General features: G+C 63.2%; 20 protein-coding genes. 1 reads left to right on the top strand and 19 read right to left on the bottom strand.

Annotation, left to right across the window (positions count from 1 at the left end):
* Position 1: 1 nt before the first annotated feature.
* From bamB to ndk, 8 genes are all read right to left on the bottom strand, one after another.
* Positions 2–1,147 (bottom strand): outer membrane protein assembly factor BamB, encoded by a 1,146-nt coding sequence (bamB, locus tag AC1Q6X_RS01625; RefSeq protein ID WP_070221914.1) that lies wholly within the window; start codon positions 1,145–1,147, stop codon positions 2–4.
* Positions 1,148–1,235: 88 nt separating this feature from the next.
* Positions 1,236–1,904, bottom strand: coding sequence for a YfgM family protein (locus AC1Q6X_RS01630; protein WP_070221913.1), 669 nt, complete (start codon positions 1,902–1,904; stop codon positions 1,236–1,238).
* A gap of 54 nt (positions 1,905–1,958) precedes the next feature.
* The gene (gene hisS / locus AC1Q6X_RS01635; protein ID WP_070221912.1) at positions 1,959–3,320 is read right to left on the bottom strand and encodes a histidine--tRNA ligase; all 1,362 of its coding nucleotides are present in this window, start codon (positions 3,318–3,320) and stop codon (positions 1,959–1,961) included.
* 57 nt (positions 3,321–3,377) lie between these two features.
* Positions 3,378–4,640, bottom strand: coding sequence for a flavodoxin-dependent (E)-4-hydroxy-3-methylbut-2-enyl-diphosphate synthase (gene ispG / locus AC1Q6X_RS01640; RefSeq protein ID WP_070221911.1), 1,263 nt, complete (start codon positions 4,638–4,640; stop codon positions 3,378–3,380).
* A 38-nt stretch (positions 4,641–4,678) separates the two neighbouring features.
* Entirely contained in the window at positions 4,679–5,605 is a 927-nt protein-coding gene (locus tag AC1Q6X_RS01645; protein WP_306798489.1) for a helix-turn-helix domain-containing protein, read from the bottom strand.
* Positions 5,606–5,672: 67 nt separating this feature from the next.
* Positions 5,673–6,449, bottom strand: a complete 777-nt coding sequence (gene pilW, locus AC1Q6X_RS01650; protein ID WP_070223384.1) for a type IV pilus biogenesis/stability protein PilW — start codon at positions 6,447–6,449, stop codon at positions 5,673–5,675.
* 11 nt (positions 6,450–6,460) lie between these two features.
* A complete protein-coding gene (gene rlmN, locus AC1Q6X_RS01655; RefSeq protein WP_034752035.1) occupies positions 6,461–7,636 on the bottom strand; it encodes a dual-specificity RNA methyltransferase RlmN in 1,176 nt (391 codons plus the stop codon).
* A 124-nt stretch (positions 7,637–7,760) separates the two neighbouring features.
* Positions 7,761–8,177, bottom strand: a complete 417-nt coding sequence (ndk, locus tag AC1Q6X_RS01660; protein ID WP_070223377.1) for a nucleoside-diphosphate kinase — start codon at positions 8,175–8,177, stop codon at positions 7,761–7,763.
* Between the two features lie 219 nt (positions 8,178–8,396).
* Here ndk and AC1Q6X_RS01665 point away from each other — a divergent pair, with 219 nt between their 5' ends.
* Positions 8,397–9,083: a Bax inhibitor-1/YccA family protein gene (locus AC1Q6X_RS01665; protein ID WP_034752039.1), complete on the top strand. Its 687-nt coding sequence runs from the start codon at positions 8,397–8,399 to the stop codon at positions 9,081–9,083.
* A gap of 116 nt (positions 9,084–9,199) precedes the next feature.
* Here AC1Q6X_RS01665 and AC1Q6X_RS01670 read toward each other — a convergent pair whose 3' ends face one another.
* From AC1Q6X_RS01670 to AC1Q6X_RS01720, 11 genes are all read right to left on the bottom strand, one after another.
* A complete protein-coding gene (locus AC1Q6X_RS01670; protein ID WP_070310026.1) occupies positions 9,200–10,045 on the bottom strand; it encodes a LysR family transcriptional regulator in 846 nt (281 codons plus the stop codon).
* A 28-nt stretch (positions 10,046–10,073) separates the two neighbouring features.
* The gene (gene cfa, locus AC1Q6X_RS01675) at positions 10,074–11,234 is read right to left on the bottom strand and encodes a cyclopropane fatty acyl phospholipid synthase (protein ID WP_492494879.1); all 1,161 of its coding nucleotides are present in this window, start codon (positions 11,232–11,234) and stop codon (positions 10,074–10,076) included.
* A gap of 284 nt (positions 11,235–11,518) precedes the next feature.
* Positions 11,519–12,553, bottom strand: a complete 1,035-nt coding sequence (locus AC1Q6X_RS01680) for a cupin-like domain-containing protein (protein ID WP_492494710.1) — start codon at positions 12,551–12,553, stop codon at positions 11,519–11,521.
* 80 nt (positions 12,554–12,633) lie between these two features.
* Positions 12,634–14,574 carry a glycosyl hydrolase family 18 protein gene (locus AC1Q6X_RS01685; protein WP_492494712.1) on the bottom strand — a complete coding sequence of 647 codons (1,941 nt, stop codon included), beginning with the start codon at positions 14,572–14,574 and terminating at the stop codon, positions 12,634–12,636.
* Between the two features lie 397 nt (positions 14,575–14,971).
* Positions 14,972–16,315 (bottom strand): 23S rRNA (uracil(1939)-C(5))-methyltransferase RlmD, encoded by a 1,344-nt coding sequence (rlmD, locus tag AC1Q6X_RS01690; RefSeq protein WP_099380785.1) that lies wholly within the window; start codon positions 16,313–16,315, stop codon positions 14,972–14,974.
* 133 nt (positions 16,316–16,448) lie between these two features.
* A complete protein-coding gene (rpoS, locus tag AC1Q6X_RS01695) occupies positions 16,449–17,480 on the bottom strand; it encodes an RNA polymerase sigma factor RpoS (RefSeq protein ID WP_070310025.1) in 1,032 nt (343 codons plus the stop codon).
* Between the two features lie 8 nt (positions 17,481–17,488).
* Complete coding sequence (locus AC1Q6X_RS01700; protein ID WP_492494881.1) at positions 17,489–18,406, bottom strand: peptidoglycan DD-metalloendopeptidase family protein; 918 nt, start codon at positions 18,404–18,406, stop codon at positions 17,489–17,491.
* Between the two features lie 42 nt (positions 18,407–18,448).
* Positions 18,449–19,339 (bottom strand): protein-L-isoaspartate(D-aspartate) O-methyltransferase, encoded by an 891-nt coding sequence (locus tag AC1Q6X_RS01705; RefSeq protein ID WP_492494715.1) that lies wholly within the window; start codon positions 19,337–19,339, stop codon positions 18,449–18,451.
* Between the two features lie 9 nt (positions 19,340–19,348).
* Positions 19,349–20,086, bottom strand: a complete 738-nt coding sequence (gene surE / locus AC1Q6X_RS01710) for a 5'/3'-nucleotidase SurE (protein ID WP_492494717.1) — start codon at positions 20,084–20,086, stop codon at positions 19,349–19,351.
* 94 nt (positions 20,087–20,180) lie between these two features.
* Complete coding sequence (locus AC1Q6X_RS01715) at positions 20,181–22,661, bottom strand: tetratricopeptide repeat protein (protein WP_071653872.1); 2,481 nt, start codon at positions 22,659–22,661, stop codon at positions 20,181–20,183.
* A 19-nt stretch (positions 22,662–22,680) separates the two neighbouring features.
* Positions 22,681–23,286 carry a toll/interleukin-1 receptor domain-containing protein gene (locus AC1Q6X_RS01720; protein WP_070219201.1) on the bottom strand — a complete coding sequence of 202 codons (606 nt, stop codon included), beginning with the start codon at positions 23,284–23,286 and terminating at the stop codon, positions 22,681–22,683.
* Positions 23,287–23,550: the final 264 nt, after the last annotated feature.

A 23,550-nucleotide genomic window follows, 5' to 3' on the forward strand; every position in this document is an offset into this window, starting at 1 on the left:
ATTACTCGACCGCGAGAGCGGTCACTGTCCCTGATTGGGTTTGAAAAATCAAATTCGAACCGGCAACGACGGGAGCCGAAACAATCGGGCTACCGTCGGTGCTGACACGACCTATTAATGCGCCATCTTCCCGTGACAGGAAGTGGATATAACCTTGATAGTCGCCGACGGCGACGCTGCGGCCGTAGGAGGCCGGCGTCGACAGGCGGCGGCGCGCCAGCGCCTCATTCTTCCAGGCGCTCTGGCCGGCTTCGCGGCTGAACGCCACCACGGCGCCCTGGTCATCGGCAACAAACACGAAACGCTGGTCGACGGCCACGCCCACGTCGGACGAGATCGGCTTGGTCCAGCGCGGCACGCCGGTGGCGGCGTCGAAGCAGCCCGCCTTGCCCTGATACGTGACGGCGCACACTTCGCCTTCGAACACCACCGGCGTGCCGGCGATGTCGGAGACGCGCTCCAGTTCGGTGGCGCCGCGCGGTTCGCTGACGACGATCTCCCAGCGTACCACACCGGTCGCTGCCGTCAGTGCCAGCAGCTTGCCGCCCGGCTGGGCCACGTAGATGTTCGCGCCGCCCAGCACCATGCCCGGCGCATTGCGCAAGGTCAATGCCGGCGTGGCGCGCTGCACCGTCCATTTGCGTTCGCCCGTCTTGGCGTCGAAGCCGACGATGCGGTTGTCCACGCTGCGCACCACGACCACGCCCTGCCCCACAACGGGCGCCGTCAATACTTCGCTGGACGCCTGCGCCTTCCACAGCTGCTTGCCATCGGCGTCAAACGCCAGCACGGCGCCCTTGGCGGCGCCGACGGCGACGACGGCACCATCGCTGCCGGCACCCGAGGTGATGTCGCTGCCGGCCTTGATGCGCCACGTTTCACGGCCGCTGGCCGCATCCAGGCGCGCCAGCGCGCCATCGGCGCTGACCACGTACAGGCTGCTGCCGGCCAGCGCAGGCGTCAACGCGTACACGCCGGCCTTGCCGATCGAATACTTCCAGGCGTCGCGCACGGCAATGCTCGATTTTAACTCGACCAGCTTGGCCGGCTCGACTTTCGGATCTTTCGAGGCGAACGGGTTCCAGGACGAGCAACCGGCCATCAGGGCCAACAGACTTGCAGCTACCAGCTTTTCAGTGACACGCATAAGTGTTATCCAACCTTTTTCTTGTACTTGTAAGGGCAAGGCAGGCGGCGCACAACGCCGCGCGGCCGCACCACCATCAGTGTTCCTGTCAGGCGGCGGCCTTGTCAGCCTTGGCCTTGTCTTCCGGTACCGTGCCGCCGATCGCTTCCAGTTTGACCTGGATCAGTTGACGGCCTGGATTGTTCTTGTCCGTCGCGGCTATCGCGGCCAGGTAGGCCGTGCGGGCATCGGCCAGCTTGTTTTGCGCCACCAGGATGTCGCCCTTGCGGTCGGCCACGGCACCGGCAAATTGCGCCACGGTGGCCGTCGCCAGCACCTTCAGCGCTTCATCATAGGCTTTTTCGTCCAGCAGGACGCCGGCCAGGCGCAGCTTGGCGATGGCCTTGTACTCTTCCGTACCGTGCTCGGCCACCCATTGCAGCTGGGTCTTGGCCGTTTTCAGGTCGTTCGCGTCGAACGCCACCTTGGCCGCGGCCAGGGCGCTCATCTGTGCATATGCCGTACCGCTGAAACGCGACTGCATGTCGCTGGTCGCGCGCATCACCTTGGCCGTGTCCTTGGCGGCGATGGCGTTCTGCAGTTCGTCGTACAGCTGGCCCGCTTGCGCAGCCTGCGTGCGCTGGTAGTACTGCCAGCCAGCCCAGCCGCTGTAGCCGGCCAGCGCCACGATCAGGACCCAGGAGGTCAGATTGCCATTGCGCTGCCACCAGGCCTTGAGGGTTGCCAGTTGTTCTTGTTCTTCGTGATCGTATGCCATGGGTCGTCAGTTTGAATGAGTAGTTGATCGAGGGTAGTACGGTCTTGCTGCAAATTAATGGTGGTGATGCACGTGACCGCCAGGACCGTGGTCGTGGCCGCAATCGTGGTCGCCGATAATCTGGTCCACCACGTAATCGACGACATCGTCGAACGGCACCGTGCTCTGCTGCGCGCCCGCATCGGCTTCGCGCATGGCTTTCACCGTCGCGACATTGTTGGCGATTTCATCATCGCCCAGGATCACGGCAAACGCCGCGCCGCTGGCATCGGCCTTTTTCATTTGCGTCTTGAAGCTGCCGCCGCCGTTGCTCGCTGCGCAATGTAGCACAACGTCCAGGCCCGCATCGCGAATCCGCTCGGCCAGCACGAACGCTTGCAAGCCTGCCTGCTCGCCCTGGTGCACCAGGTAGACGTCGCACTGGGCCGGCGCTTCCGGCTCGGCCGCATCCTTCATCAGCAGCACCAGGCGTTCGACGCCCATGCCGAAACCGACGGCGGGCGTCGATTTGCCGCCAAACATTTCCACCATGCCATCATAGCGGCCGCCGGCGCAGACCGTGCCTTGCGCGCCCAGCTTGTCGCTGACCCACTCGAACACCGTGCGGTTGTAGTAATCGAGGCCGCGCACCAGGCGTGGGTTGATGGTGAACGGAATATTGTTGTGATTCAAGATCTTCTGCACGCCGTGGAAGTGGGCCAGCGATTCTTCGCCCAGGTAATCGAGCAGCTTCGGCGCGCCATTGACCAGGTCCTGCATGGCAGGGTTCTTGGTATCGAGGATGCGCAGCGGATTGCTGTGCAGGCGGCGCTTGGCTTCTTCGTCGAGCAGCTCGCTGTGGCTTTCCAGGTAGGCGATCAGGTCGGCACGGTGGCGCAGGCGCTCGGCCGCATCGCCGATCGAGTTCAGTTCCAGGCGGATGCCTTCCAGGCCCAGGTCATCCCACAGGCGGCGCGACAGCATGATGATCTCGGCGTCGATATCCGGGCCCGTGAAACCGATGGCTTCCACGCCGAACTGGTGGAACTGGCGGTAGCGGCCTTTCTGCGGGCGTTCGTGACGGAACATCTGGCCCTTGTACCACAGGCGTTTCGGACCTTCGTAGACGAGGTTGTGCTCGACGACGGCGCGCACCACGCCGGCCGTGCCTTCCGGGCGCAGGGTCAGGTTGTCGCCGTTCATCGAATCGGTGAACGAATACATTTCCTTTTCCACGATATCGGTCACGGCGCCGATGGCGCGCGCGAACAATTTCGTCTCTTCCACGATCGGCGTGCGGATCTGCTGGAAGCCGTAGCTTTGCAGAACGGACTGGGCCGTGTTTTCAAACAATTCCCACAGCGGGGCGTCGGCGGGCAGGATATCGTTCATGCCTTTGACGGCGGTGATTTTATCGAGCTTTTTATTTTCGGACATAGTGTTCTTCTTTGCTTTAACTTGATTGCCGGATTACGCGCGTAGCGCTAATCCGACCTACGCTGCTGCGCCGTAATGGCTTTTAACATAATTGAGGACGATGTCCTGGAATTCCTCGACGATGCGTTCGCCGCGCAGGGTGACGACTTTTTCGCCGTCGACAAACACGGGGGCGGCTGGCGACTCGCCCGTGCCGGGCAGGCTGATGCCGATGTTCGCATGCTTCGATTCGCCGGGACCGTTGACGATGCAGCCCATGACGGCCACGTTCATCGCTTCCACGCCCGGATACGATTTCTTCCACTCCGGCATCTGCTCGCGCAGATACGTCTGGATGTTGTCGGCCAGCTCCTGGAAGGTGGTCGACGTCGTGCGGCCGCAACCGGGACAGGCGATCACCATGGGCGCGAACTTGCGCAAGCCCATGGTTTGCAAAATTTCCTGGCCGACGATGACTTCGCGCGTGCGGTCGCCGCCCGGTTCGGGCGTGAGCGAAATGCGGATGGTGTCGCCGATGCCCTCTTGCAGCAGCACGGCCAGGGCCGCCGTCGAAGCGACGATGCCCTTGCTGCCCATGCCCGCTTCCGTCAAGCCCAGGTGCAGCGGATAGTCGCAGCGCTGCGCCAGTTCGCGGTACACGGCGATCAAATCCTGCACGCCCGAGACTTTGCACGACAGAATGATCTTGTCGCGGCCCAGTCCCAGCTCTTCCGCACGCACGGCGTTTTCGATCGCCGACGTCACCAAAGCCTCGTACATGACGGCTTGCGCCGGCCACGGTTCGGCGCGGCCCGCGTTTTCATCCATGATGCGCGCCAGCAAGGCTTGATCCAGGCTGCCCCAGTTCACGCCGATGCGCACCGGCTTGTCGTACTTGCACGCCGCTTCGATCATTTGCGCGAATTGCGTATCGCGCTTGGCGCCCTTGCCCACATTGCCCGGATTGATGCGGTACTTCGACAGCGCGCGCGCGCAATCGGGGTAGTCGTTAAGCAGGGTATGGCCGTTATAGTGGAAATCGCCCACCAGCGGCACGTCGATGTCCATCTTGTCGAGCTGCTCGCGGATGTAGGGCACGGCCGCGGCCGCTTCGGGACGGTCCACCGTCAGGCGCACCAGTTCCGACCCGGCACGCGCCAGTTCCTTGATCTGGATCGCCGTGCCGATGGCGTCGGCCGTATCCGTGTTCGTCATCGACTGCACCACCACGGGGGCGTCGCCGCCCACCCAGATCTGGCGCTGGCCGTGCGCGATCAGCACCTTGCGGCTGTCGCGGCGGCCGGAAGGGCCGGAGCCGATCGCTGTTTTCGAGGTAGCCATAATATTATCTTCTGAGTTTGCTTGAACGATTACTGCAATTATTTGATGCTGACACGCGAGATCGTGCCACCGGCCACGGTCGGCAGCTCCAGCTTGGCGCCGCGCAAGGTTGCCTGCACAACACCCGGCTTGCCCACCACCAGAGTGGCCGGACCCGTGATATCGAACGTTTCCGTGCTGCCCGCCTTGACCATGCGCGAAATCAGCGGAGAAGCGCCGGGACGGCGGATCTCGACCCAGGAATCCTGCTCCACCTTCAGCACCAGCGCATTCGCGCCCACGGCAGGGGCAGCGGCAGCGGCGGGCGGCGTGACGGCAGCCGTCGCCGCTGTCGCCGGAGCTGGCACGGCGGCTGGCGGCACGGCGGCGGCCGGCGCCGAAGCGGCGGCAGCGGCAGGTGCGCCCGTCTGCGTATCGTTGCCTGGCGGCGGCGGCACGGAAATCAGGGGCACGGACGGCGTCTGCACGGGCGTCAAGTCCTGGCCCGGCTTGATCAGGGTCGTTTCCACCGGGCCCACTTCCGCATGCGCGGTTTCCTTCCCGGCCTGCGCGGACAGCAGGCTGGCCGGCACGTAGCCGAGTTTATAGGCGCCAAAGGCGGCCGCCACGACGACGGCCACGGCGCCGGCGATCCAGATTGGCGTCTGGTTCGACGAACGCTGCGTCATCGACGGGAAACGCGATTCCGAGAACGTGGCGGAAATCTCGCGCCGCGCGGGCGCGGCCGGGTCTTGCGCCGGCGCCGGATGGACTTCGATCATGGCCACCAGCGGCGCCGCGTCGAGACGCACCACCTTGGCGTAGGCGCGCACGAAACCGCGCACCACGGCCACGTTAGGCAAGGCCGCCATGTCGCCCTCTTCCAGCGCGATCACCTGGCGCGGCGCCAGCTTGAGCTGGTCGGCCACCTGCTCCACGGGCCAGCCCAGCGCTTCGCGCTGCGCCTTCAACTGTGCGCCTGCCAACGCAAGATTGCCCTGGGGCTGCTGCTGAGGCGTTTCTGCCCACTCTGAATTCATTGGTATCCCTGTCTCACTCATCAAACGCCCCATTTTGATAAGCAGCATATTCGGGGGAGCCGGAATGGTGGTTGCGCAAATGCGCCCCCAGGCCAGCTTCCGCACCCGCATCCCCGAGCTTATGCTGCACCTTGATCCCGAGCCACAGCACATCGGCCGTCTGGCTCTCCATTGTCGCTACTTTACCGAGCCGCTCAAGGTAATGAGCCGCTTGCCGGTAGTCTTGCTGTTGGTAATACACGCGCACCAGGCCGGCATACGTGATTGCCGCGCCAGGTGCGATGCGCTCCGCCTTGAGCCAGTAGTCAGCGGCACGCGGGTAATCTTTCATGACCAGGCTGCACGCCGCCGCATTATGCAGCGCCAGTTCAGGCGTGCCATAGGCGGCATCTTGCAATGCGGCATCAAAATACGCCAGCGACTGCGCCGCGCGCCCGGTCTGGCACAGAAACTGGCCATAATTATTGCTCAACTCGGGATTGTGGGGCGCGAGGCGCAATGCGTAAAGAAAATCTTTTTCAGCAGCCCCAGGTTGGCGCAGGGCAGCAAGAATCAGGGCGCGCATGCCGCGCGCCTGGACATTGTCCGGCACCAGCTGCACCGCCTGCTCTGCTTCGGCCAACGCCACCACAAACTGATCCTGCATATAATAGGCGCTGGCCAGCTGCAAGCGCAAGGCGGCGCGCTGCTCGACAGATGCAGCTTGCTCCTTGTCTGCGGTGGAAGCACAGCCGACCAGCAGCACAGCCAGGCAAACAGCGGCCACAGCAAGCGAGCGTTGGTAAGCCATGCCTTCCCTCATCAGGAGCGGATCTCCACGATCTTGCCGAAATTGGCGCCAAATTTCTGTTGATACTCAGTCATCTTTTCCATGCGTTCCTGCACCCGGGTGCGGTCCTTGACTTCGCCGGCCAGCTGGCCGCAGGCCGCATCGATATCATCGCCGCGCGTCTTGCGCACGGTGGTGATGATGCCGCCATCCATCAGCACCTGGGCAAACGCCTTGATGCGCGGGTTTTTCGAGCGGAACAGGCCCGACTCGGGAAACGGGTTGAAGGGAATCAGGTTGAACTTGCAGTTCACGCCGAACTCGCGGTCTTGCACCAGCGCCAGCAGTTCGCGCGCGTGCTCGTCGCTGTCGTTGACGCCGTCGAGCATGCAGTATTCGAAGGTGATGAAATCGCGCGGGGCGAATTCCAGGTAGCGCTTGCACGCCGCCATCAATTCCTTCAGCGGGTATTTCTTGTTCAGTGGAATCAGCCCGTCGCGCAAGGCGTCGTTCGAGGCGTGCAGCGAGACGGCCAGGGCCACCGGCACTTCCTGCGACAGCTTGTCCATCATCGGCACCACGCCCGACGTCGACAGGGTCACGCGGCGGCGCGACAGGCCGTAGGCGTTATCGTCGAGCATCAATTTCAGGGCCGTGACGGTCGGCTCAAAGTTCAGCAGGGGCTCGCCCATGCCCATCATCACCACGTTGGTGATCTGGCGCTCGCCTTTCGGGCCCGGTTCGATGCCCTTGGTGCGGCGCAATTCAAATTCCGCCATCCACAGCTGGCCGATGATTTCGCCGACGCTCAGGTTGCGGTTGAAGCCTTGCTTGCCCGTCGAGCAGAAACGGCAGTTCACGGCGCAGCCGGCCTGGGTCGAGATGCACAGGGTGCCGCGGTTTTCTTCCGGAATGAACACGGTTTCCACGGCATTGCCATTGCCCACGTCGACCAGCCACTTGCGCGTGCCGTCCGTCGACGTGTGGTCGCTGATGATGGCCGGGGCGCGCACTTCGGCGCGCGTGGCCAGCTTGTCGCGCAGCGACTTGGCCAGGTCCGTCATGGCGTCGAAGTCGGAGGCGCCGAACTGGTGTATCCAACGCTGCAATTGTTTCGCACGAAACGGTTTCTCTCCCAGCTCGGCGCAGTAGGCGATGAGTTGCGCGGGATCGAGGTCCAGCAAGTTGGTGAGAGTCGTCGTATTCATGATCTTGTCTATTCTAAAAATCCGTCCCCGCGCGCATCAGGGGCAAAGCACCACAGCGCAGCGGGAACAGGGGGTGATAAGTTATTTCACAGATAACGCCAGGAAATAACGTTATCTAAGGCAATTAAGCCTTCAGTTCTGGGAAGAAGTAAGCGATTTCCACTTTAGCAGCTTCGACAGCGTCGGAACCGTGTACGGCGTTAGCGTCGATCGAATCGGCGAAATCGGCGCGGATCGTGCCTTTTTCTGCTTTCTTCGGATCGGTCGCGCCCATCAGGTCACGGTGGGCCAGAACGGCGTTTTCGCCTTCCAGGGCCTGGATCATGACTGGACCGGAAACCATGAAGTCGACCAGATCCTTGAAGAAGCCGCGCTCTTTGTGTGCTGCGTAGAAGCCTTCAGCTTGTTCGCGCGACAGTTGGGTCATGCGTGCTGCAACGATTTTCAGGCCAGCGTTTTCAAAACGGGTGTAGATTTGACCGATTACGTTTTTTGCAACTGCGTCTGGTTTGATGATCGACAGGGTGCGTTCGATTGCCATGTGTGAAAACTCCAATAAAAGTAAGGTTTAAAACGGTAAATTGATAACTCAATCAACCTTTGATTTTACCATACTCCACCCCATATCACCCAGACAGGCAGGGGCATCTTGCCGCCCTGTCCCTGTTTAATGAAATCTTAAGCTGCTTTTTTGGCAAATTCCGGCCCCCATGCTATCCTTGGGTAAAGCAGTAATTTGAATTGACAACACGGAGGCACTATGAATCAGAACATGCAACGCACCTTTGACCTGTCGGGGGGCATGCAGCAAGTCCGCCACCAGGTCTTGCGCAACACTTACTGGCTGCTGGCACTGTCCATGATACCGACCGTGCTGGGCGCCTTCATCGGCGTGCAGATGCATTTGCCGATGCTGACCGGCGGCATGGGCTTCATCATCTTCATGGCCGTCGCATTCGGCTTCATGTACGCGATCGAGAAAACCAAGAACTCGGGCCTCGGCGTCGCCGTCCTGCTGGGCTTTACCTTCTTCATGGGCCTGATGCTCACGCCTATCCTGACGCGCACGCTCGGCTACTCGAACGGCGGCATGCTGATCATGACGGCATTCGGCGGCACGGCCACCATCCTGGCCGTGATGGCGACGATTGCCACGGTGTCGAAGCGCGATTTCTCGGCCATGGGCAAATGGCTGTTCGCCGGCGTGATCGTGCTGATCCTCGCATCGGTGGCGAACATCTTCCTGGGCCTGTCGGCACTGTCGATCGTGATCTCCATGGTCGCCATCGCCATCTTCTCGGCCTACATCCTGTATGACGTGCAGCAAATCATCAACGGCGGCGAGACCAACTACATCTCGGCCACCCTGCGCATCTACCTGGACGTGTACAACATCTTCACCAGCCTGTTGTCCCTTCTGGGCTTCGCTGGCGGCAGCCGCGACTAAGCGCTAACGCAAAAACGCCCAGGGCGGCGTTGCAGTGCTTTGCCCTGAACGTTTTATGCGCCAGGACATGAAAACAAAAGCCGACCCGCGGGTCGGCTTTTTTACGTCCGTTCAAATTACTTGATCTTCTCCGCCACCTCGAGCAAGCAGGCGCGGGCGCGGTCCAGGGTCGGGTTGTCGCGCTGGGCCGCATACACGGCGTAGGCGGAATGCGAGAATTCGGGCGCGTCGCGCACGCGGTACAGCAAGCCCCCATCGAGATACGGCTGCGCGCTGCCGATACGAAAATAACTGGCGCCGCCCACTTCCAGCAGGTACACGAGGGCCAGCGGGCCCAGGGAGATCGAAACGGGCGGACTGCTCAACTCAGGATACGCCGCCTGGTGGTTGGCCGCGAAGCTGGGTCCCCAGTCGACGTACACATAGGTATCGGCCTGCATCTGCCCGTCGGCGCGCGTGGTCACCATCACCAGCTTTTCCTCGGCCAGCAATTCGCTGGCCAGCCCCGGGCGCTGCGGCGGGTTGTACAGCACGGCGAGGTCCAGCGAGCCGTCGTGCACGGCGTCGAGCAGGCGCGCGGGACTGTCGACTTCAGCGCGCAGGGCGATTTCGGGACAATCGCGGCTCATGCGTATCAGCCAGTCGCCGAGCAGCGGCTGCCACAGGCTCAGTTCGCAGCCGATGCTGACGGCGTCGTCGCGCCCCGGCGGCAAGGCCACCTGGTGGCGCGCCCGCTCCCACACCTGCACCATGGTGGCCGCATGGCGCATGAAGCGCTCGCCGGCCGGCGTCAGGCGCGCGCCCGCCTTGTTGCGCACGAACAGCTGGCGCCCCAGCTGCTGCTCCAGGGTGCGGATGCGGGCGCTGACGGCCGTCTGCGTCACGTGCATGCGCTCGGCCGCCATGATGAAGCTGCCGCAGGAAGCCACTTCGAGGAAGGTACGCGCCTGATTGATATCCATCAAGCCATCATATCAGCTGACGCGCATCTCAACTGACACGCTCGTAGCCACCCAATACGCCCTGCTTCGACAAGACCCACTGCCACAGCTGCAGGTCGCGCGCGCGGAAGGCGCCCGCGCAGGACAGCAAATAATATGACCACATGCGGTGGAAGCGCTCGCCCAGCTGGGCCGCAAACTGCGGCCACGCCTGCTCAAAGTTCGCATGCCAGGCCATCAGGGTCTTGTCATAGTCGGCGCCGAAGTTGTGCAAGTCCTCGGCGATAAATAAATCATCGATGGCGTCGCCGATCTGGCCGATGGAGGGCAAGTCGCCATTCGGGAAGATGTACTTGTCGATCCATGGATCGCACGCGGAATCGCGCTTGTTCTTGCCGATCGTATGCAGCAGGAACAGGCCGTCGTCTTCCAGGCAGCGGTGCGCCACTTCCATGAAGGTGCGGTGATTCTTGTGCCCCACGTGCTCGAACATGCCGATGCTGACGATGCGGTCGAATTTTTCATCGGTGTCGCGGTAATCCTGCAGGCGGAAGTCCAGGTTTTCTCCGCCCGGCATGCCGCGCGCGTAGGCGACCTGCTCTTGCGAAATCGTCACGCCCACACACTGCACCTGGTATTTTTCCGCCGCATAACGCATGAAACTGCCCCAGCCGCAGCCGATGTCGAGCACGCGCATGCCCGGTTCCAGGCGCAGCTTGCGGCAGACCAGATCGAGCTTGGCTTCCTGCGCCTCGGCCAGGTTGCCGGCGTCCTTCCAGTAGCCGCAGGTATAGGTCATGCGCGGATCGAGCATGGCCGCATAGAAGGCGTTGCCCAGGTCATAGTGCTCCTTGCCCACCATCCACGCGCGTCGCTCCGTCTGCAGGTTGAACAGGCGCGCATACAGCGCGTGGAAAGCCAGGCGCATGGGGCGCACATCGTCGGCCACCCTGGCGCGCAGCAGATGGCAAAAGAATTCGTCGAGCTGCTGCGCATCCCAGTCGCCATCCATGTACGCTTCGCCCAGGCCCAGGTTGCCGCTGGCAAAAGCCCGCTCGGGCACGCCCGGCTTGCGCAGCTGCATGTCCCAGGCGGCGCGGCCATTCAAGTGGATATCGGCGCGGGCCAGCAGCTCGGCCGCTTCGCGGGTCAGCCGCGTGTCGAGCTGGAGTTCAGTACTACTTGCCGGTGCTTGCTGTAACTGTGTCATTTGCTGCGTGTTCATGCCCTGCCGCCTCCAGATGGTTGTCGGTGCCGGTGCGCACCGGCAAGCCCGCTCAGAGGCCCGGCGCCGCGCCAGCCATCAAATTATCCGCCCGCCATCACCAGCTGGATAATGAAACATCATGGCGATTCATATCAAAATAATTGCTGCAAAATGATTTCAATCAATTATTTTATAGAAATATCTTATACAAGAAGCACACCGTAGCATGAAAAAAGCCGCCTGTTCGGCGGCTGTTCCCTGCGCGTTCGCGGCAATCCGCGCGACGATCAAAAGTCGTGATTCGGCGGATACTTGCTGTAAAAATCGTTATCCCATTTGAAGTTGGTAAACGCCACCGTCATCGATACGTCGAGCGCTTCGACGAAATGCCAGCAGCCGACGGGCAAAAACAGGATCTCGCCCGGTGCCAGCACGCATTCGCGCACCTGCACGTCGGCCATCAGCGGATAGCGCTGCAGGTCGATGGCGCGTCCGTCGACGGGTGTAAAACAGTGGCGCTGGTTGTACACGCGCGCGACCTCGCAGGCGGCCATGATGCGCAGCCGCTTGCGCCCCTTGACTTGCGCCATGAAGTTGTTCGTCAGGTCGTGGTGGAACGGCGTCACCGTGCCGGCCGGGCCGAACCATAAAAAACCCGTCGGGCCGCCACTCTGCTCCAGATACTCGGGCAGCTGGCCGATATCGTCCCACAGCTCGCGCAAGGCTTGCCGGTTCTGCGAATTGTTATTCGCCGTCATATAGAAATCATTGGTCGCGCCGCTGCCCTCGACCAGGCTCGCGTACTCGCCGAACGCCATCTTGCGCTTGTGCGCCACGCTGTTCATTTCATACTGGGCATCCGCTTCGCGGCCGAACTGCACTTCCACTTCACGCTGCGCAAAATGGTCGCGGAAGTAGGCCGGGCTCCACTTGGCCATGGCCGGCCAGTCATCCATCATGCCCGTGATGATGACGGGCTGGTTGGTCGAATAGTATTCGTCGAGGAATTCCTGCGCGGAGAGCCTCTCGCGGCGGGGAATCTCGGGCGGGCGCAGCTGGTTCAGCTTGCGCTGGATATCGATCACCCAGTCGCGCTTGGCCAGGCGGTTCGACAGGCGCACGGCGCCGGCCAGGTAGGGACTCTGCAGCGCCAGCTCCACTTCGCGGCGCGCCAGCGGTTCCGCGATGCCGGCCTGCTGCAGCACCGGCATCAGCGCCGACGGATGGCTGCCCAGCATGAGGTTTTCCGCAATCCAGCTGCGCCACTCGCGGCTCAGTTCCTGTTCCTGTTGCTTGACTCCGAATGCCGATACTGCCGCCATCACCCGTCTCCTCTTTTTTATATGAACAAGCGGCCGGGCAGCAATGCCGCCCGGCCGCATCCCGCTACGCTAGCACACGGTTAGCGTACCTTCCACACCTCGGTCGCCAGCACGCCATTCGCGTCGCCATCGAGTTCCCACGAGAACGCGCCGCGCAAGCCCTGGTCCTTCACGTATTTCACCTTGGTGCCGATGACGGTCGGATCATCATAGCTCCACCACTGGCCGCCCGCCCCCGTGTACAGGTACAGCTGCTTGGTCACGGGATGGTAGTAGCGCGTGCCGGCTTTGGCGACGAGGATTTTATAGTCCTCGATACCCGACTCGTACGTACCCGGCGCCGTGCCCGTGGCCGCCTGGTACAAGCCATCGCCGTTCGGTCCCGGCGCCACGCCCGTCCAGCCGCGGCCATAGAACGGTATGCCCAGCAGCAGCTTGTCGCGCGGCACGCCGGCGGCAATCATGTACTGCACCGCCTTGTCGCCCACGTATTCGCGCGCCATGCCTGTCGACGGATCGGCAGGGTCGGCAAACAGCTGGGCGTTGAAGTTGGTGCTGTTTTCCCAGCCGCCGTGGAAGTCGTACGTCATCAAGTTGATCCAGTCCATGTACTGCGAGTACAGGGCCGGTTCCGTGTTGTCGATCTTGTCCTTGCCGGCACCGACAGCGGCCGTCAACAGGTAGCGCTTGCCGTTGGCGGCGCCGAGCGCATCGAGCTGGCTGCGGAATTCCGCCATCAGCAAGGTGAAGTTGCGCTTGTCGTTGGGGCTGACCGTGTTGTACGGCTGGCCGCCGCCGACCGGGTATTCCCAGTCGATGTCGATGCCGTCAAAGATGTTGGCCGCCGCACCCGCGCCGCCGCGACCGCCCTGCACCGGCAGGTTGCCCTTGATGTAGATATCGATACACGAGCGCACCATCTGCTTGCGCAGCGCATCGGTGGCCGAACCGACGGAGAAGTTCTTCGACCAGCTCCAGCCGCCCAGGGAAATGAACAACTTGAGGTTCGGGTGCGCCGCCTTCAGCTTTTTCAGCTGCAGGAAGTTACCCGACAATGGAGCGTCCCACGGAATGGCCTGACCATCGACGGTGCGCTTCGGCGTGCGGATGTAGTCGGCCTCGGCATCGCCGCCCGTGCCCGCGTCCGGCGAATTCGGATTCGTCGCGCCCGGCTCCGTCTTGGTGATCATGCCGCATTCGTAGCCGCCGTTTTTCGGATAGATATTGCCGAAAGCGTAGTTGATGAAGGTCAGCTTGTCGGCCACGCCGCTGGTATGCACGTTCGCCACCTCATAGTCGCGGCCATATACGCCCCATTGGGCGAAATAGGAACCGACTTCGCGGCCGGTTGGCGTTGGCGTCGGTGTCGGTGTCGGGGTAGGTGTCGGGGTAGGTGTCGGGGTTGGCGTTGGAGTCGGCGTTGGAGTCGGCGTCGGTGTCGGCGTCGGGGTTGGAGTCGGCGTGGTGCTGCAGATCTCCAGGCTGGTCCATGGTTTGCCCGTGCCGGCAGCGCCGCTGCTGGTCGACGGGTTGTCGCCCTGCGTCCAGTAGTTGGCGCGGTAATTCGTGCCCGCATAGCTGACGGTGGCGCCCGCGCTGTAAGCCGTGCCGGCCACCCACGCCAGTGCGCAGGTGCCGCCGGTTGGCGTAGGTGTCGGCGTTGGAGTGGGTGTCGGGGTTGGATTCGGCGTCGGGGTGGGCGTCGGGGTTGGTGTGGGAGTCGGTGTCGGCGTAGGAGTTGGCGTAGTTCCGCCATCGCACGTGCCGCCGGCGCTCCACAGGCTAGGCGTGGAAACGGGGTTCCAGCCCGAGCCCACGTGGTCGGTCTGCGTCACCAGGGCCGTGTAGTTGGCGCCCAGGTAAGTGACCACCGTGCCCGCGTTGTACGTGCCGCCCTCTTGCCACGGCACGCAGGCGACCACCGTGCTGGCCGCCAGCAATTGCGAGCCAGCCGGCGCGCTGGCGTCGCCGCCACCGCCGCAAGCCGCCAGCACGCCACCGCTGGCCAGACATACCATCATGTTCCTGATCGTTTTTTTGAGTATTAAATTTTCCACGCTGTCTCCTGTTCAGGTTTGCGGAAATACCACTCTGCTTCGATAAAAAGCTACCCTGTGATTTTGTTTTTCTGCAGTTGCAAGAACAGCATGCTGCTGAAAAAATAGGCGGTCAAGTGGTTTTGAAGTGGCCTCGAAGTGGGCAATACCACTTCGCGCAAAAAGCGCAGCGGCTTATGCGAACGGCGTGTTGTCCTACTGGACAATCAAAAAACGGCAGAGGGAGGATGAAAAAAGACGCTGGATCGGGAAAAGACAGACCAGTTTTTTAATGCCGTGCAAGTGGTATTGCGCCAGCTTGCCGCCCCCTGAACGGGGCAACGGCGGGTGCCTGCCTGGCCACCCGCCGCGTCAGTCAGACTTATTGAGGTAAATCAAATACCGCCATCGACTCTACGTGCGAAGTGTGGGGGAACATGTTCACCACGCCCGCCTTGCTCAATACATAACCCGCTTCCAGCGCCAGGATGCCGGCGTCGCGCGCCAGGGTCGACGGGCTGCACGACACATACACGATACGCTTGGGCAGCAGGTCCGGACGCACTTGCGACAGGCCGACCAGCGCCTGGCACAGGGCCATGGCGCCGTCGCGAGGCGGGTCGACGAGGATGCGATCAAAACGGCCCAGCGCGATCAGGTCGTCCGTCGTCACTTCGAACAGGTTGCGCGTCGAGAACGAGGTTTTTTCCGCCAGGCCGTTGGCCAGCGCGTTTTCCAGCGCCCGCTCCGTCAGGGTGGTGCTGCCTTCAATACCGACCACTTCGCTGCCTTGCGTGGCCAGCGGCAAAGTAAAATTGCCCAGGCCGCAGAACAGGTCGGCCACGCGGTCGGTCGGCTGCACTTCCAGCAAACGCAGGGCTTTCGACACCAGCACGCGGTTGATGTGGTGGTTCACTTGCGTAAAATCAACAGGCTTGAACGGCATCTTGACGCCGAATTCCGGCAGCAGGTAGTGCAATTGCTTGTCCAGCGGATAGAACGGCACGGCCGTTTCCGGGCCCTTCACCTGCAGCCACCATTGCACGCCGTACTCGTCGGCAAAGGCCTTCAATTTCGTTTCATCGTCCGCCGTCAGCGGCGCCATGATGCGCAAGACCATGGCGGTCACGTCTTCGCCGACAGCCAGCTCGATCTGCGGCATCTGGTCGAAGATCGACAGCGACGCAATCAAGCCGCGCAGCGGCAGCAGCATGGCCGAGATGTGCGGCGGCAGGATTTCGCAGCTATCCATGTCGGCGACAAACGCCGATTTCTTTTCATGGAAGCCCACCAGCACGGCATCTTTCTTCTTGACGTGGCGCACGGACAGGCGCGCGCGGTAGCGGTAGCCCCAGGTCGGACCATACATGGGGCGCATGATGCTTTGCGGACGTACCTTGCCGATATGCCACAGGTTGTCTTCCAGCACGCGCTGCTTGATCGCCACCTGCGCCGACGGTTCCAGGTGCTGCATCGAGCAGCCGCCGCAATTGTCGAAATGCTTGCACTTGGGCGTCACGCGCATGGACGATTCGCGGTGCAGCGCCGTCATGCGGGCCATTTCCCAGTTTTTCTTCTTCTTGAACGTCACAAAGCTGACGCGCTCGCCCGGCAGCGCGCCTTCGACAAACACGACCTTGCCCGGCGAGCCGTCTTCGTTCTCAATATGGCCAACGCCACGGGCGTCCATGTCGAGCGATTTGATTTCGATGATATTTTCTTGCATAGCGATCAATAGGTAAGAGTGGGCCAGGACGCAGGGCCGCGCTGGAACTTGCAAACAATGGGGGAAAGGTCAGGCGCCGCGAGCGGGGCGTATGATAGCAGATGCAGCCCCTGAAATACCGGGACCGGGCGTCCTAGAGCAGCGAGTCGCGCACCACGCCGCGTGCCGCCATGGCGCGCTTCAACTTAATCAAGGCTTCCTGCTGGATCTGGCGCACGCGCTCGCGCGTCACGCCCATTTCCTCGGCCAGGGTTTCCAGTGTGGCCGGATCGTCGTTGTCGAGGCCGAAACGGCGCATGATGACGACCCGTTGCTTGTCGGGCAGCTTGGTCAGCCAGTCGCGCACCAGCACCGTCATTTCATGGTGTTCCGCGCGCGCGTCGGGGCTGTCTTCGCTGGCGCCGGGCAACATGTCCATCAAGGACGACTGCGGATCGTTGTCGAGCGGCGCGTCGAGCGATGTGGCGTGCTCGGACAGGGCCAGGATATCCTGCACCTCTTCCACGGGACGGCCCACGAGGTGAGCGATATCTTCCGCGGTGGCATCCTTGCCGTCGTGGTGCTGGGCTTCCAGATGATATTTGCCGCGCAAGATTTGATTCAGTTCGCGCACCATGTGCACGGGCAGGCGCACCGTGCGCGCCTGGTTCATGATGGCGCGCTCGATGCTCTGGCGTATCCACCAGGTGGCGTAGGTAGAGAAACGGAAACCGCGCTCGGGCTCGAACTTGTCGATGGCGCGCATCAGGCCGATGTTGCCCTCCTCGATCATGTCGAGCAGGACCACGCCGCGGTTGATGTAATGCTTGGCGATCGACACAACGAGGCGCAGGTTGTGCTCGATCATGGTTTGCCGGGCTTCGAAATTGCCCTGCTTGGCCAGGGTGGCGTAATGCACTTCTTGCGCCGCCGTCAGCAGCGGCCGCGTGCCGATCTGGTTCAGATAGTGCTGCGTGGTATCGGTCGACAGCTCGGCCGCCAGCACCTTTTTCAGTTCATCGACACTTTCGACCACCACGCTGACGCTGGCCACCTCGCCGCCCTCGCCCGCCTCGACGGCGTCAATGCCGTCGAGCTCGCCGGCATCGTCCGTCACGACTTCGTCTGCCCCGTCTTCCGGCAGTTCCGGGTCATCGTCCAGCTGATCGTGCGGCGCGTGTGTCATTGCTTTACCTAACGGTTAGGCAGGAATTTCGAAGGGTCGACAGGCTTGCCCTGCTGGCGAATTTCAAAGTGCAGCTTCACGCGGTCGGCATCGGAATCGCCCATTTCAGCGATGGCCTGGCCTTTGTTGACGTTCTGCCCTTCCTTCACCAGGATGCTGCGGTTATGCGCATATGCCGACAATAAACTATTACTGTGCTTCACGATAACAAGATTACCATAACCACGGATTCCGCTCCCGGCATACATGACTTTTCCCGCGCCGGCGGCCACCACTTGCTGGCCCGCCTTGCCGGCGATATCGACGCCCTTGTTCTTGCCTTCGTCAAAAGTGCCGATGACCTTGCCTTCGGAAGGCCACATCCAGCTGATCCTGTCGTCGCCAGGCGCCGATGCGGCAGGGGCGGCAGCTGCGGCGGCCGGTGCGGCGGCGACAGTTGCCGCCGGCGCGGGCGCCGGCTTGGCGTCGCCGGTGCCGCCATCGGCGCGCAGCTCGGCCAGGGTGGCGTCGGAATACGCGCGCTTCTCGCCGCGCGGGCCCGTTTTCTTCGGCACGGCAGGCGCGGCCGGCTTGATTTCCGTTGACGGCGGCATCACGACGGCCGACGTCTGCGCGCCGCCTGTGTCGCCAGTCGGCGGCAGCACGCGCAACACCTGGTCGACCTTGATGTCGTTCGGGTTGCTCAAGTCGTTCCAGGCCACCAGGTCGCGGTAATTCTGGCCGTGCTCGAGGGCGATGCGCAACAGGGTATCGCCGCGCTTGACCGTGTAATAGGCAGGGTCGCGGTCGCGCGGATCACTGGCGGCGGCACTGCTGCTCGATGGATGGCGCTCAACGACGGGTGCCTGGACGCCCGTCGTGCCGCAACCGCTCAACAGCGCGGCCAAGGTGATGCTACATAGAAGTATGTTACTTTTCTTAATCATTCGCATGTAATTATATGTCCTGCTTGCTAGCTGATCCGGGGATCATATGGTGCCCGGGCGCAAAGGCACGAAATGGCAATCTTCCAGGGTTTGGCTAGTCCATTCCATTTTCCCCACCCGGGTAATGAGTTGTAAGTGTTGCAATTTAGCCCCCACCGGCGCAACCAGACGCCCGCCGGGCGCCAGCTGTTCCAGCAAGGCTTGCGGGACTTCCAGGCCGGCTGCGGCAAGGATGATCCCGTCGAAGGGCGCCGCCTGCGGCAGGCCAAGCATACCATCTCCGTACTGCAAGCGCAGATTTGACACGCGCAGCGGGCGCAGATTGGCCTTCGCCAGCTCGTGCAAGGGCCGGATGCGCTCGATCGAATACACCTCCTTCGCCACCAGCGACAGCACCGCCGCCTGGTAACCGCAACCCGTGCCGATTTCCAGCACGCGCTGCAAGCTGCCGCCCTGGCGCATCACCTCGATCATGCGCGCGACGATATACGGCTGCGAGATGGTCTGGTGGTGGCCGATGGGCAAGGAGGCGTCGATGTAGGCTTGCGACGCCAGCGCCTCGTCCATGAACAGGTGGCGCGGCACGGCTTGCAGGGCGTCGAGCACCACCTGGTCCTTGACGCCCTGCTTCGCCACGCGGGCCACCATGGCCCGGCGCACGGCCTCCGAGACGAGCGGGTTTTGCCGCGGCGGCGACACCACGGCCGGCTGCGCCCGCTCATTGGCGATGGCTTGCGCGCGCGACGGCGCGATGGCCGCGTGCGCACCATACGGCGGCGCCACGCCGCGCGCCGCGTTTTGCGCCGCATTCTGCGTCGCCGTCTGCGGCGTGGCGATCCTGGACTGGGCCAGCGACTGCCCCCCGCCCTGCCTGGCGGGCTTGCCGGCCAGCGAATCGAGGGAAAGGGGGAAGGTGCGCGGCTTGTCAGTCATAGTGAGCGGTCATGCCAGGCCTTTCGCCAGTGCATCGAGTTGGGTGGTATGGGTCAGGTCGATCTGCAGCGGCGTGATCGATACTTGTCCATGTTCAACGGCGTAAAAGTCCGTGCCCGGGCCGCCTTCCTTGGCCGCGCCGGCGGGGCCGATCCAGAAGATTTCACGGCCACGCGGGTCGAGCGCGCGGATGACGGGCTCGGCCGAATGGCGCTTGCCCAGGCGCGTGGCCGCCATGCCTTGCAATTGCTCGTAAGGAATGGCGGGGATATTCACGTTCAGCAAATACGGTTTCTGCAGGGCGCCGAACTGGCGCTCGACGATTTCCCGCGCCACGCGGGCAGCCGCGTCCAAGTTGGCCCAGCCGAACTGCGACTGGGAAAAGGCGATGGCGGGAATGCCGAACAGATAGCCTTCCGTGGCGGCGGCCACGGTGCCCGAATACAGGGTGTCGTCACCCATGTTGGGGCCGTTGTTGATGCCCGAGACCACCAGGTCGGGGCGCTCGATGAGCATGCCCGTCAGCGCCACGTGCACGCAGTCGGTGGGGGTGCCGTTGACAAAATAAAAGCCGTTGGCAGCCTTGTGCACGGACAAAGGCCGGTCCAGGGACAGCGAATTGGACGCGCCCGAACGGTTGCTGTCGGGCGCCACCACCACGATGTCGGCAATGGGCGCGAGGGCGTCGGCCAGGGCCGCCAAGCCAGGCGCCAGGTAACCGTCGTCGTTACTGATAAGGATTCTCATAACGAGATTTTACCTGAAGCAATGCCCACACTGCGCATGCCGCACGCCGATAGGCAGCATTTTTTGTGCCGCCGCGCGAACCTGGCGCGCAAGCTCAGCGCTGCTCGATGCGCGCTTCCGACAGCGCCCCTTCCAGCGCCTGCACCTCATCCTCCTGCAAGGCCAGCAAGGCATTCAGGTCGCCTTGCAACTTGTACATTCTTTTCAGCTGCGCCATGCCGCGCCTGCGCAGCTTGCCCGGCACGCCCGGGCGCAGCAGGCAGGACTTCAAATGTTCGGCCAGTTCGCCCGCCTGCGCATACTGTTCCCGTTCGATCATGCCTTGCAACATCGAGATCATGCTGGCCAGGGTATCCGGCTCGGCCGCATCCTGTTCGTTGGCGCGGCCGGCCAGGATGGTTTCCTGCAAATGCCGCGCACCGTCGAGCACGCTGTCCGCATGCCCCGTGACGGGCGCATTCAAGAGCCGGTCGCTGCCGCTGAGCACGGCGTCTTCCAGCAGGCGCGCCGCCTCGCTGTCGCCCTGCTGCTGGAGGGTGCCAGCCAGTTGCTTCTTGCTGTGCAAGGTATCGAGGTGGTCTTCGCCCAGCAGGCGCGCATGCACTTCCAGCACCTGCTCCTGCACGCTGCGCGCCGCATCGAGTTCACCGCGCCGCAGCAGCGCCTCGGCCAGCTTGCGCTGGCTCATCAGGGTCTCCGGATGGTCGAGCCCGCGCGTGCGCTCGCGCGCGGCCACCTGGTCTTCGTGCAGCTGGCGCGCGCCGGCCCAGTCGCCCTGCCCGGCCACGATATCGGCCAGCAAGTCGCGCGTGGACAGCGTGGCCGCATGGTCGCCGCCCAGGCGCCGCTCCTGCACCCCGAGCACGGCGGCGAGCAGGCGCCGCGCGCCCTCCAGGTCGCCTTCGCGTCCCAGCGCCTGCGCCAGGGCCAGCTTGCTGCGCAAGGTATCGCCATGCTCGGCGCCAAACAGGCGCTCGCGCGCCGCCACCACCGTGCCCAGCAATTGCCGCGCCTGCGCCAGCCTGCCCATGCGCAGCAAGGTGGCGGCGCGGCCATCCATCGCTTCCAGGGTCAGCGGATGCTCGCCGCCCAGCTGGCGCACATAGGTGGCCAGCACCGTATCCTGCAGCAGCAGCGCCGCCGCCAGCTCGCCCTGCAGCAACAGGGTTTTCGCCAGGCAAGCCCGGGCGGCCAGGGTGTCGGGATGCTCGCTGCCCAGCACGCGCTCGCGCACGTCGAGCACGTCTTCTTCCAGGAAGCGAGCTTCATCGAGCTTGCCCAGCTGGCGCAGCAGGCGTGCCATGCCGCTCTTGCACGCCAGGCTGTCGGGATGCTCCTCGCCCAGCAGGCGCACGCGGATCTCGACGCTCTGGCGAAAGGCGTCGAGCGCCTGCGCGCTGCGTCCATCCTTGCGGTACAGCTCACCCAGACGGGCCAGATCGCGCGCCAGCGGCAGGGCCACGGCGCGGCCCGGTTCCAGCTGCAAGGCCTGGCGCGCTTCGCTGATGGCGCCCAGCAAGGCGATTTCGCGGCTCGACTGCCAGGGGAAATAGCCGCCCGTCAGCCAGTGCAAAAAGGCTTCGAAGGTGCGCGTGAGGGAAAAGCGGTCGCCGCCCTGGTCAATGCGCACGGCCAGCTGCTCGCCATAGGCAAAGGTTTTCGTCTGCTGCAGCTGGACTTCGTCGAAATAGCTGTCGAGGGCGATCTGCGGCAAGCCGTAGGACGTGCGCAGCAGGCGCTCGAACATGGGCTGAAAACCTGCGATGCCCTTGTGTGCGTCGCCGCGGCGCCACTCGGCACGCTGCGCCCCGTCGCCCATTTCTATGCGCGACGGCAAGGGGTACACGAGCAGCGGACGCTGTTCATCTTCATGGCTGCGGCGGTACTCGATGGCCCGCGTGACGAGCGCGTCGACGCCTTCCAGGCTTTGCCGGTTCGGCGTGAAGACCACCACCAGCTTTTTCGGCAGCAAGGTGGTGCAGATGCCGGCGCTGTCGGTGCGCCCCGTGCGCGAATCGACGAGCACATAGCGGAAATGCTGGGCCAGGGTATCGGCAAAGCAGCGGAACAGGGCCGGGCAGCTGTCGAACAGCTGGTCCCAGCGCATCTGCGCCAGGCGCTCGCTGTAGCTGGCGTCGAAGCGCCCCGCGCGCATCAGGTACAGGGGACTGCCCTGGTCGACGCGCACCACGTACTGCTGCCAGTCGATGGCGTCGAGCACGCGCTGGGCCAGCGCCGCATCCTCGCGGCCCCCATCTTCGCGCCCACCGGCCTGCCCGCCAGCGCGCGCGCCCGCCGTTTCCAGGCTGATACGCTCGATCTGCTGGCGGCACGCCTCGAAGAACTCGAGCACGCCCGGCCGCTCCTCGTGCTGCTCGAAATAATGGTGCAGGCCCGGCGCTTCCATGTCCCAGTCCAGCATCAGCACGGGCACGCTGGCGTTTTCACGGCGCGCCAGCAGGACGGCGATGTTCGACAGGGCCATGGTGCGGCCGGTGCCGCCCTTGTAGGAATAGAAGGTGACGACTTCGCCAGGGGCGCTCAAAGGCGGCAGGGAGAGGCGTTGGCATTCCATGACGGGACCTTTTACGTGATTAACGTGGAAAGTGGGGAGGCGGAATGGCGCGCCATTCCGGTGGAATATCGGGCAACACGAAACGGCTGCAATCGTGGCCGGGCGGTGTTGACCGCTTGAGCAAGTGGTAATGCGTGGCGATGCGCTGCACGATGCGTTCGATATCGGGCAGGTATTGCGGATTCGACTTCAGGTCGCCGCTGGCCAGCGTATAGCCGGAAAAATCGACGTACAGACCCGACTCCGTGATTTGCGGCGGCAAGCCGTCCGGATGGCGCGTCATGATGATGGGAATGATCAGGTGGCTGGGCAGCTCATACCAGGCGCGGCGCTCCTGTTCGATCAGCTGCATGGCGGCAAATTCGCGCCGCGTATAGCCATGCGCTTCATATTTCGGCGTGTACAGCACGATCATGCAGACGCTCTGGCACATGGCGCGCGCCACGCGCTGGTCGATATCGTCGCCGCCGCCCAGTTGCTCGCTGTCGATGAACAGGACTTCCTCGCGGTCCAGGTGCGGCTCCAGATAGCACGCCAGCGCCTCGATGAGGTCATTCTTGAACTTGTTCATGAACGCATATTGGCCGTGTGCATAACTCAAGAAACAGCCGTAGCGGATCTCCATGGCATCCCCCTGTTCCCCGTGCGGCCCTGCCATCGCCGCGCCTCATCCTGCAAGGCATGAGCTCACTGTAGACTGCCCGGCAACAAGACTGTTTGCGCTGGCACAAAGATGTGTCTGGCGTCCTGGACACGCGTCACAATGCCAGAAAATGGCGTGATCGCGCCGCTTTCTGGCATGCCGGGCGCGCAGGCACGCAGCGCGCGAAAAATGCTACTCGCTTGATAACAAAGGGAAATAAGCCGGCGCGCGGATGGCGCCGGCAAG

This window comes from Janthinobacterium sp. GW823-FHT06H09 (assembly GCF_058794735.1).

Coding starts and splice junctions, on each gene's coding strand:
- bamB (WP_070221914.1), bottom strand. CDS start 1,147: ATGCGTGTCACTGAAAAGCTGGTAGCTGCAAGTCTGTTGGCCCTGATG.
- AC1Q6X_RS01630 (WP_070221913.1), bottom strand. CDS start 1,904: ATGGCATACGATCACGAAGAACAAGAACAACTGGCAACCCTCAAGGCC.
- hisS (WP_070221912.1), bottom strand. CDS start 3,320: ATGTCCGAAAATAAAAAGCTCGATAAAATCACCGCCGTCAAAGGCATG.
- ispG (WP_070221911.1), bottom strand. CDS start 4,640: ATGGCTACCTCGAAAACAGCGATCGGCTCCGGCCCTTCCGGCCGCCGC.
- pilW (WP_070223384.1), bottom strand. CDS start 6,449: ATGGCTTACCAACGCTCGCTTGCTGTGGCCGCTGTTTGCCTGGCTGTG.
- rlmN (WP_034752035.1), bottom strand. CDS start 7,636: ATGAATACGACGACTCTCACCAACTTGCTGGACCTCGATCCCGCGCAA.
- ndk (WP_070223377.1), bottom strand. CDS start 8,177: ATGGCAATCGAACGCACCCTGTCGATCATCAAACCAGACGCAGTTGCA.
- AC1Q6X_RS01665 (WP_034752039.1), top strand. CDS start 8,397: ATGAATCAGAACATGCAACGCACCTTTGACCTGTCGGGGGGCATGCAG.
- AC1Q6X_RS01670 (WP_070310026.1), bottom strand. CDS start 10,045: ATGGATATCAATCAGGCGCGTACCTTCCTCGAAGTGGCTTCCTGCGGC.
- cfa (WP_492494879.1), bottom strand. CDS start 11,234: ATGACACAGTTACAGCAAGCACCGGCAAGTAGTACTGAACTCCAGCTC.
- AC1Q6X_RS01680 (WP_492494710.1), bottom strand. CDS start 12,553: ATGGCGGCAGTATCGGCATTCGGAGTCAAGCAACAGGAACAGGAACTG.
- AC1Q6X_RS01685 (WP_492494712.1), bottom strand. CDS start 14,574: ATGATGGTATGTCTGGCCAGCGGTGGCGTGCTGGCGGCTTGCGGCGGT.
- rlmD (WP_099380785.1), bottom strand. CDS start 16,315: ATGCAAGAAAATATCATCGAAATCAAATCGCTCGACATGGACGCCCGT.
- rpoS (WP_070310025.1), bottom strand. CDS start 17,480: ATGACACACGCGCCGCACGATCAGCTGGACGATGACCCGGAACTGCCG.
- AC1Q6X_RS01700 (WP_492494881.1), bottom strand. CDS start 18,406: ATGATTAAGAAAAGTAACATACTTCTATGTAGCATCACCTTGGCCGCG.
- AC1Q6X_RS01705 (WP_492494715.1), bottom strand. CDS start 19,339: ATGACTGACAAGCCGCGCACCTTCCCCCTTTCCCTCGATTCGCTGGCC.
- surE (WP_492494717.1), bottom strand. CDS start 20,086: ATGAGAATCCTTATCAGTAACGACGACGGTTACCTGGCGCCTGGCTTG.
- AC1Q6X_RS01715 (WP_071653872.1), bottom strand. CDS start 22,661: ATGGAATGCCAACGCCTCTCCCTGCCGCCTTTGAGCGCCCCTGGCGAA.
- AC1Q6X_RS01720 (WP_070219201.1), bottom strand. CDS start 23,286: ATGGAGATCCGCTACGGCTGTTTCTTGAGTTATGCACACGGCCAATAT.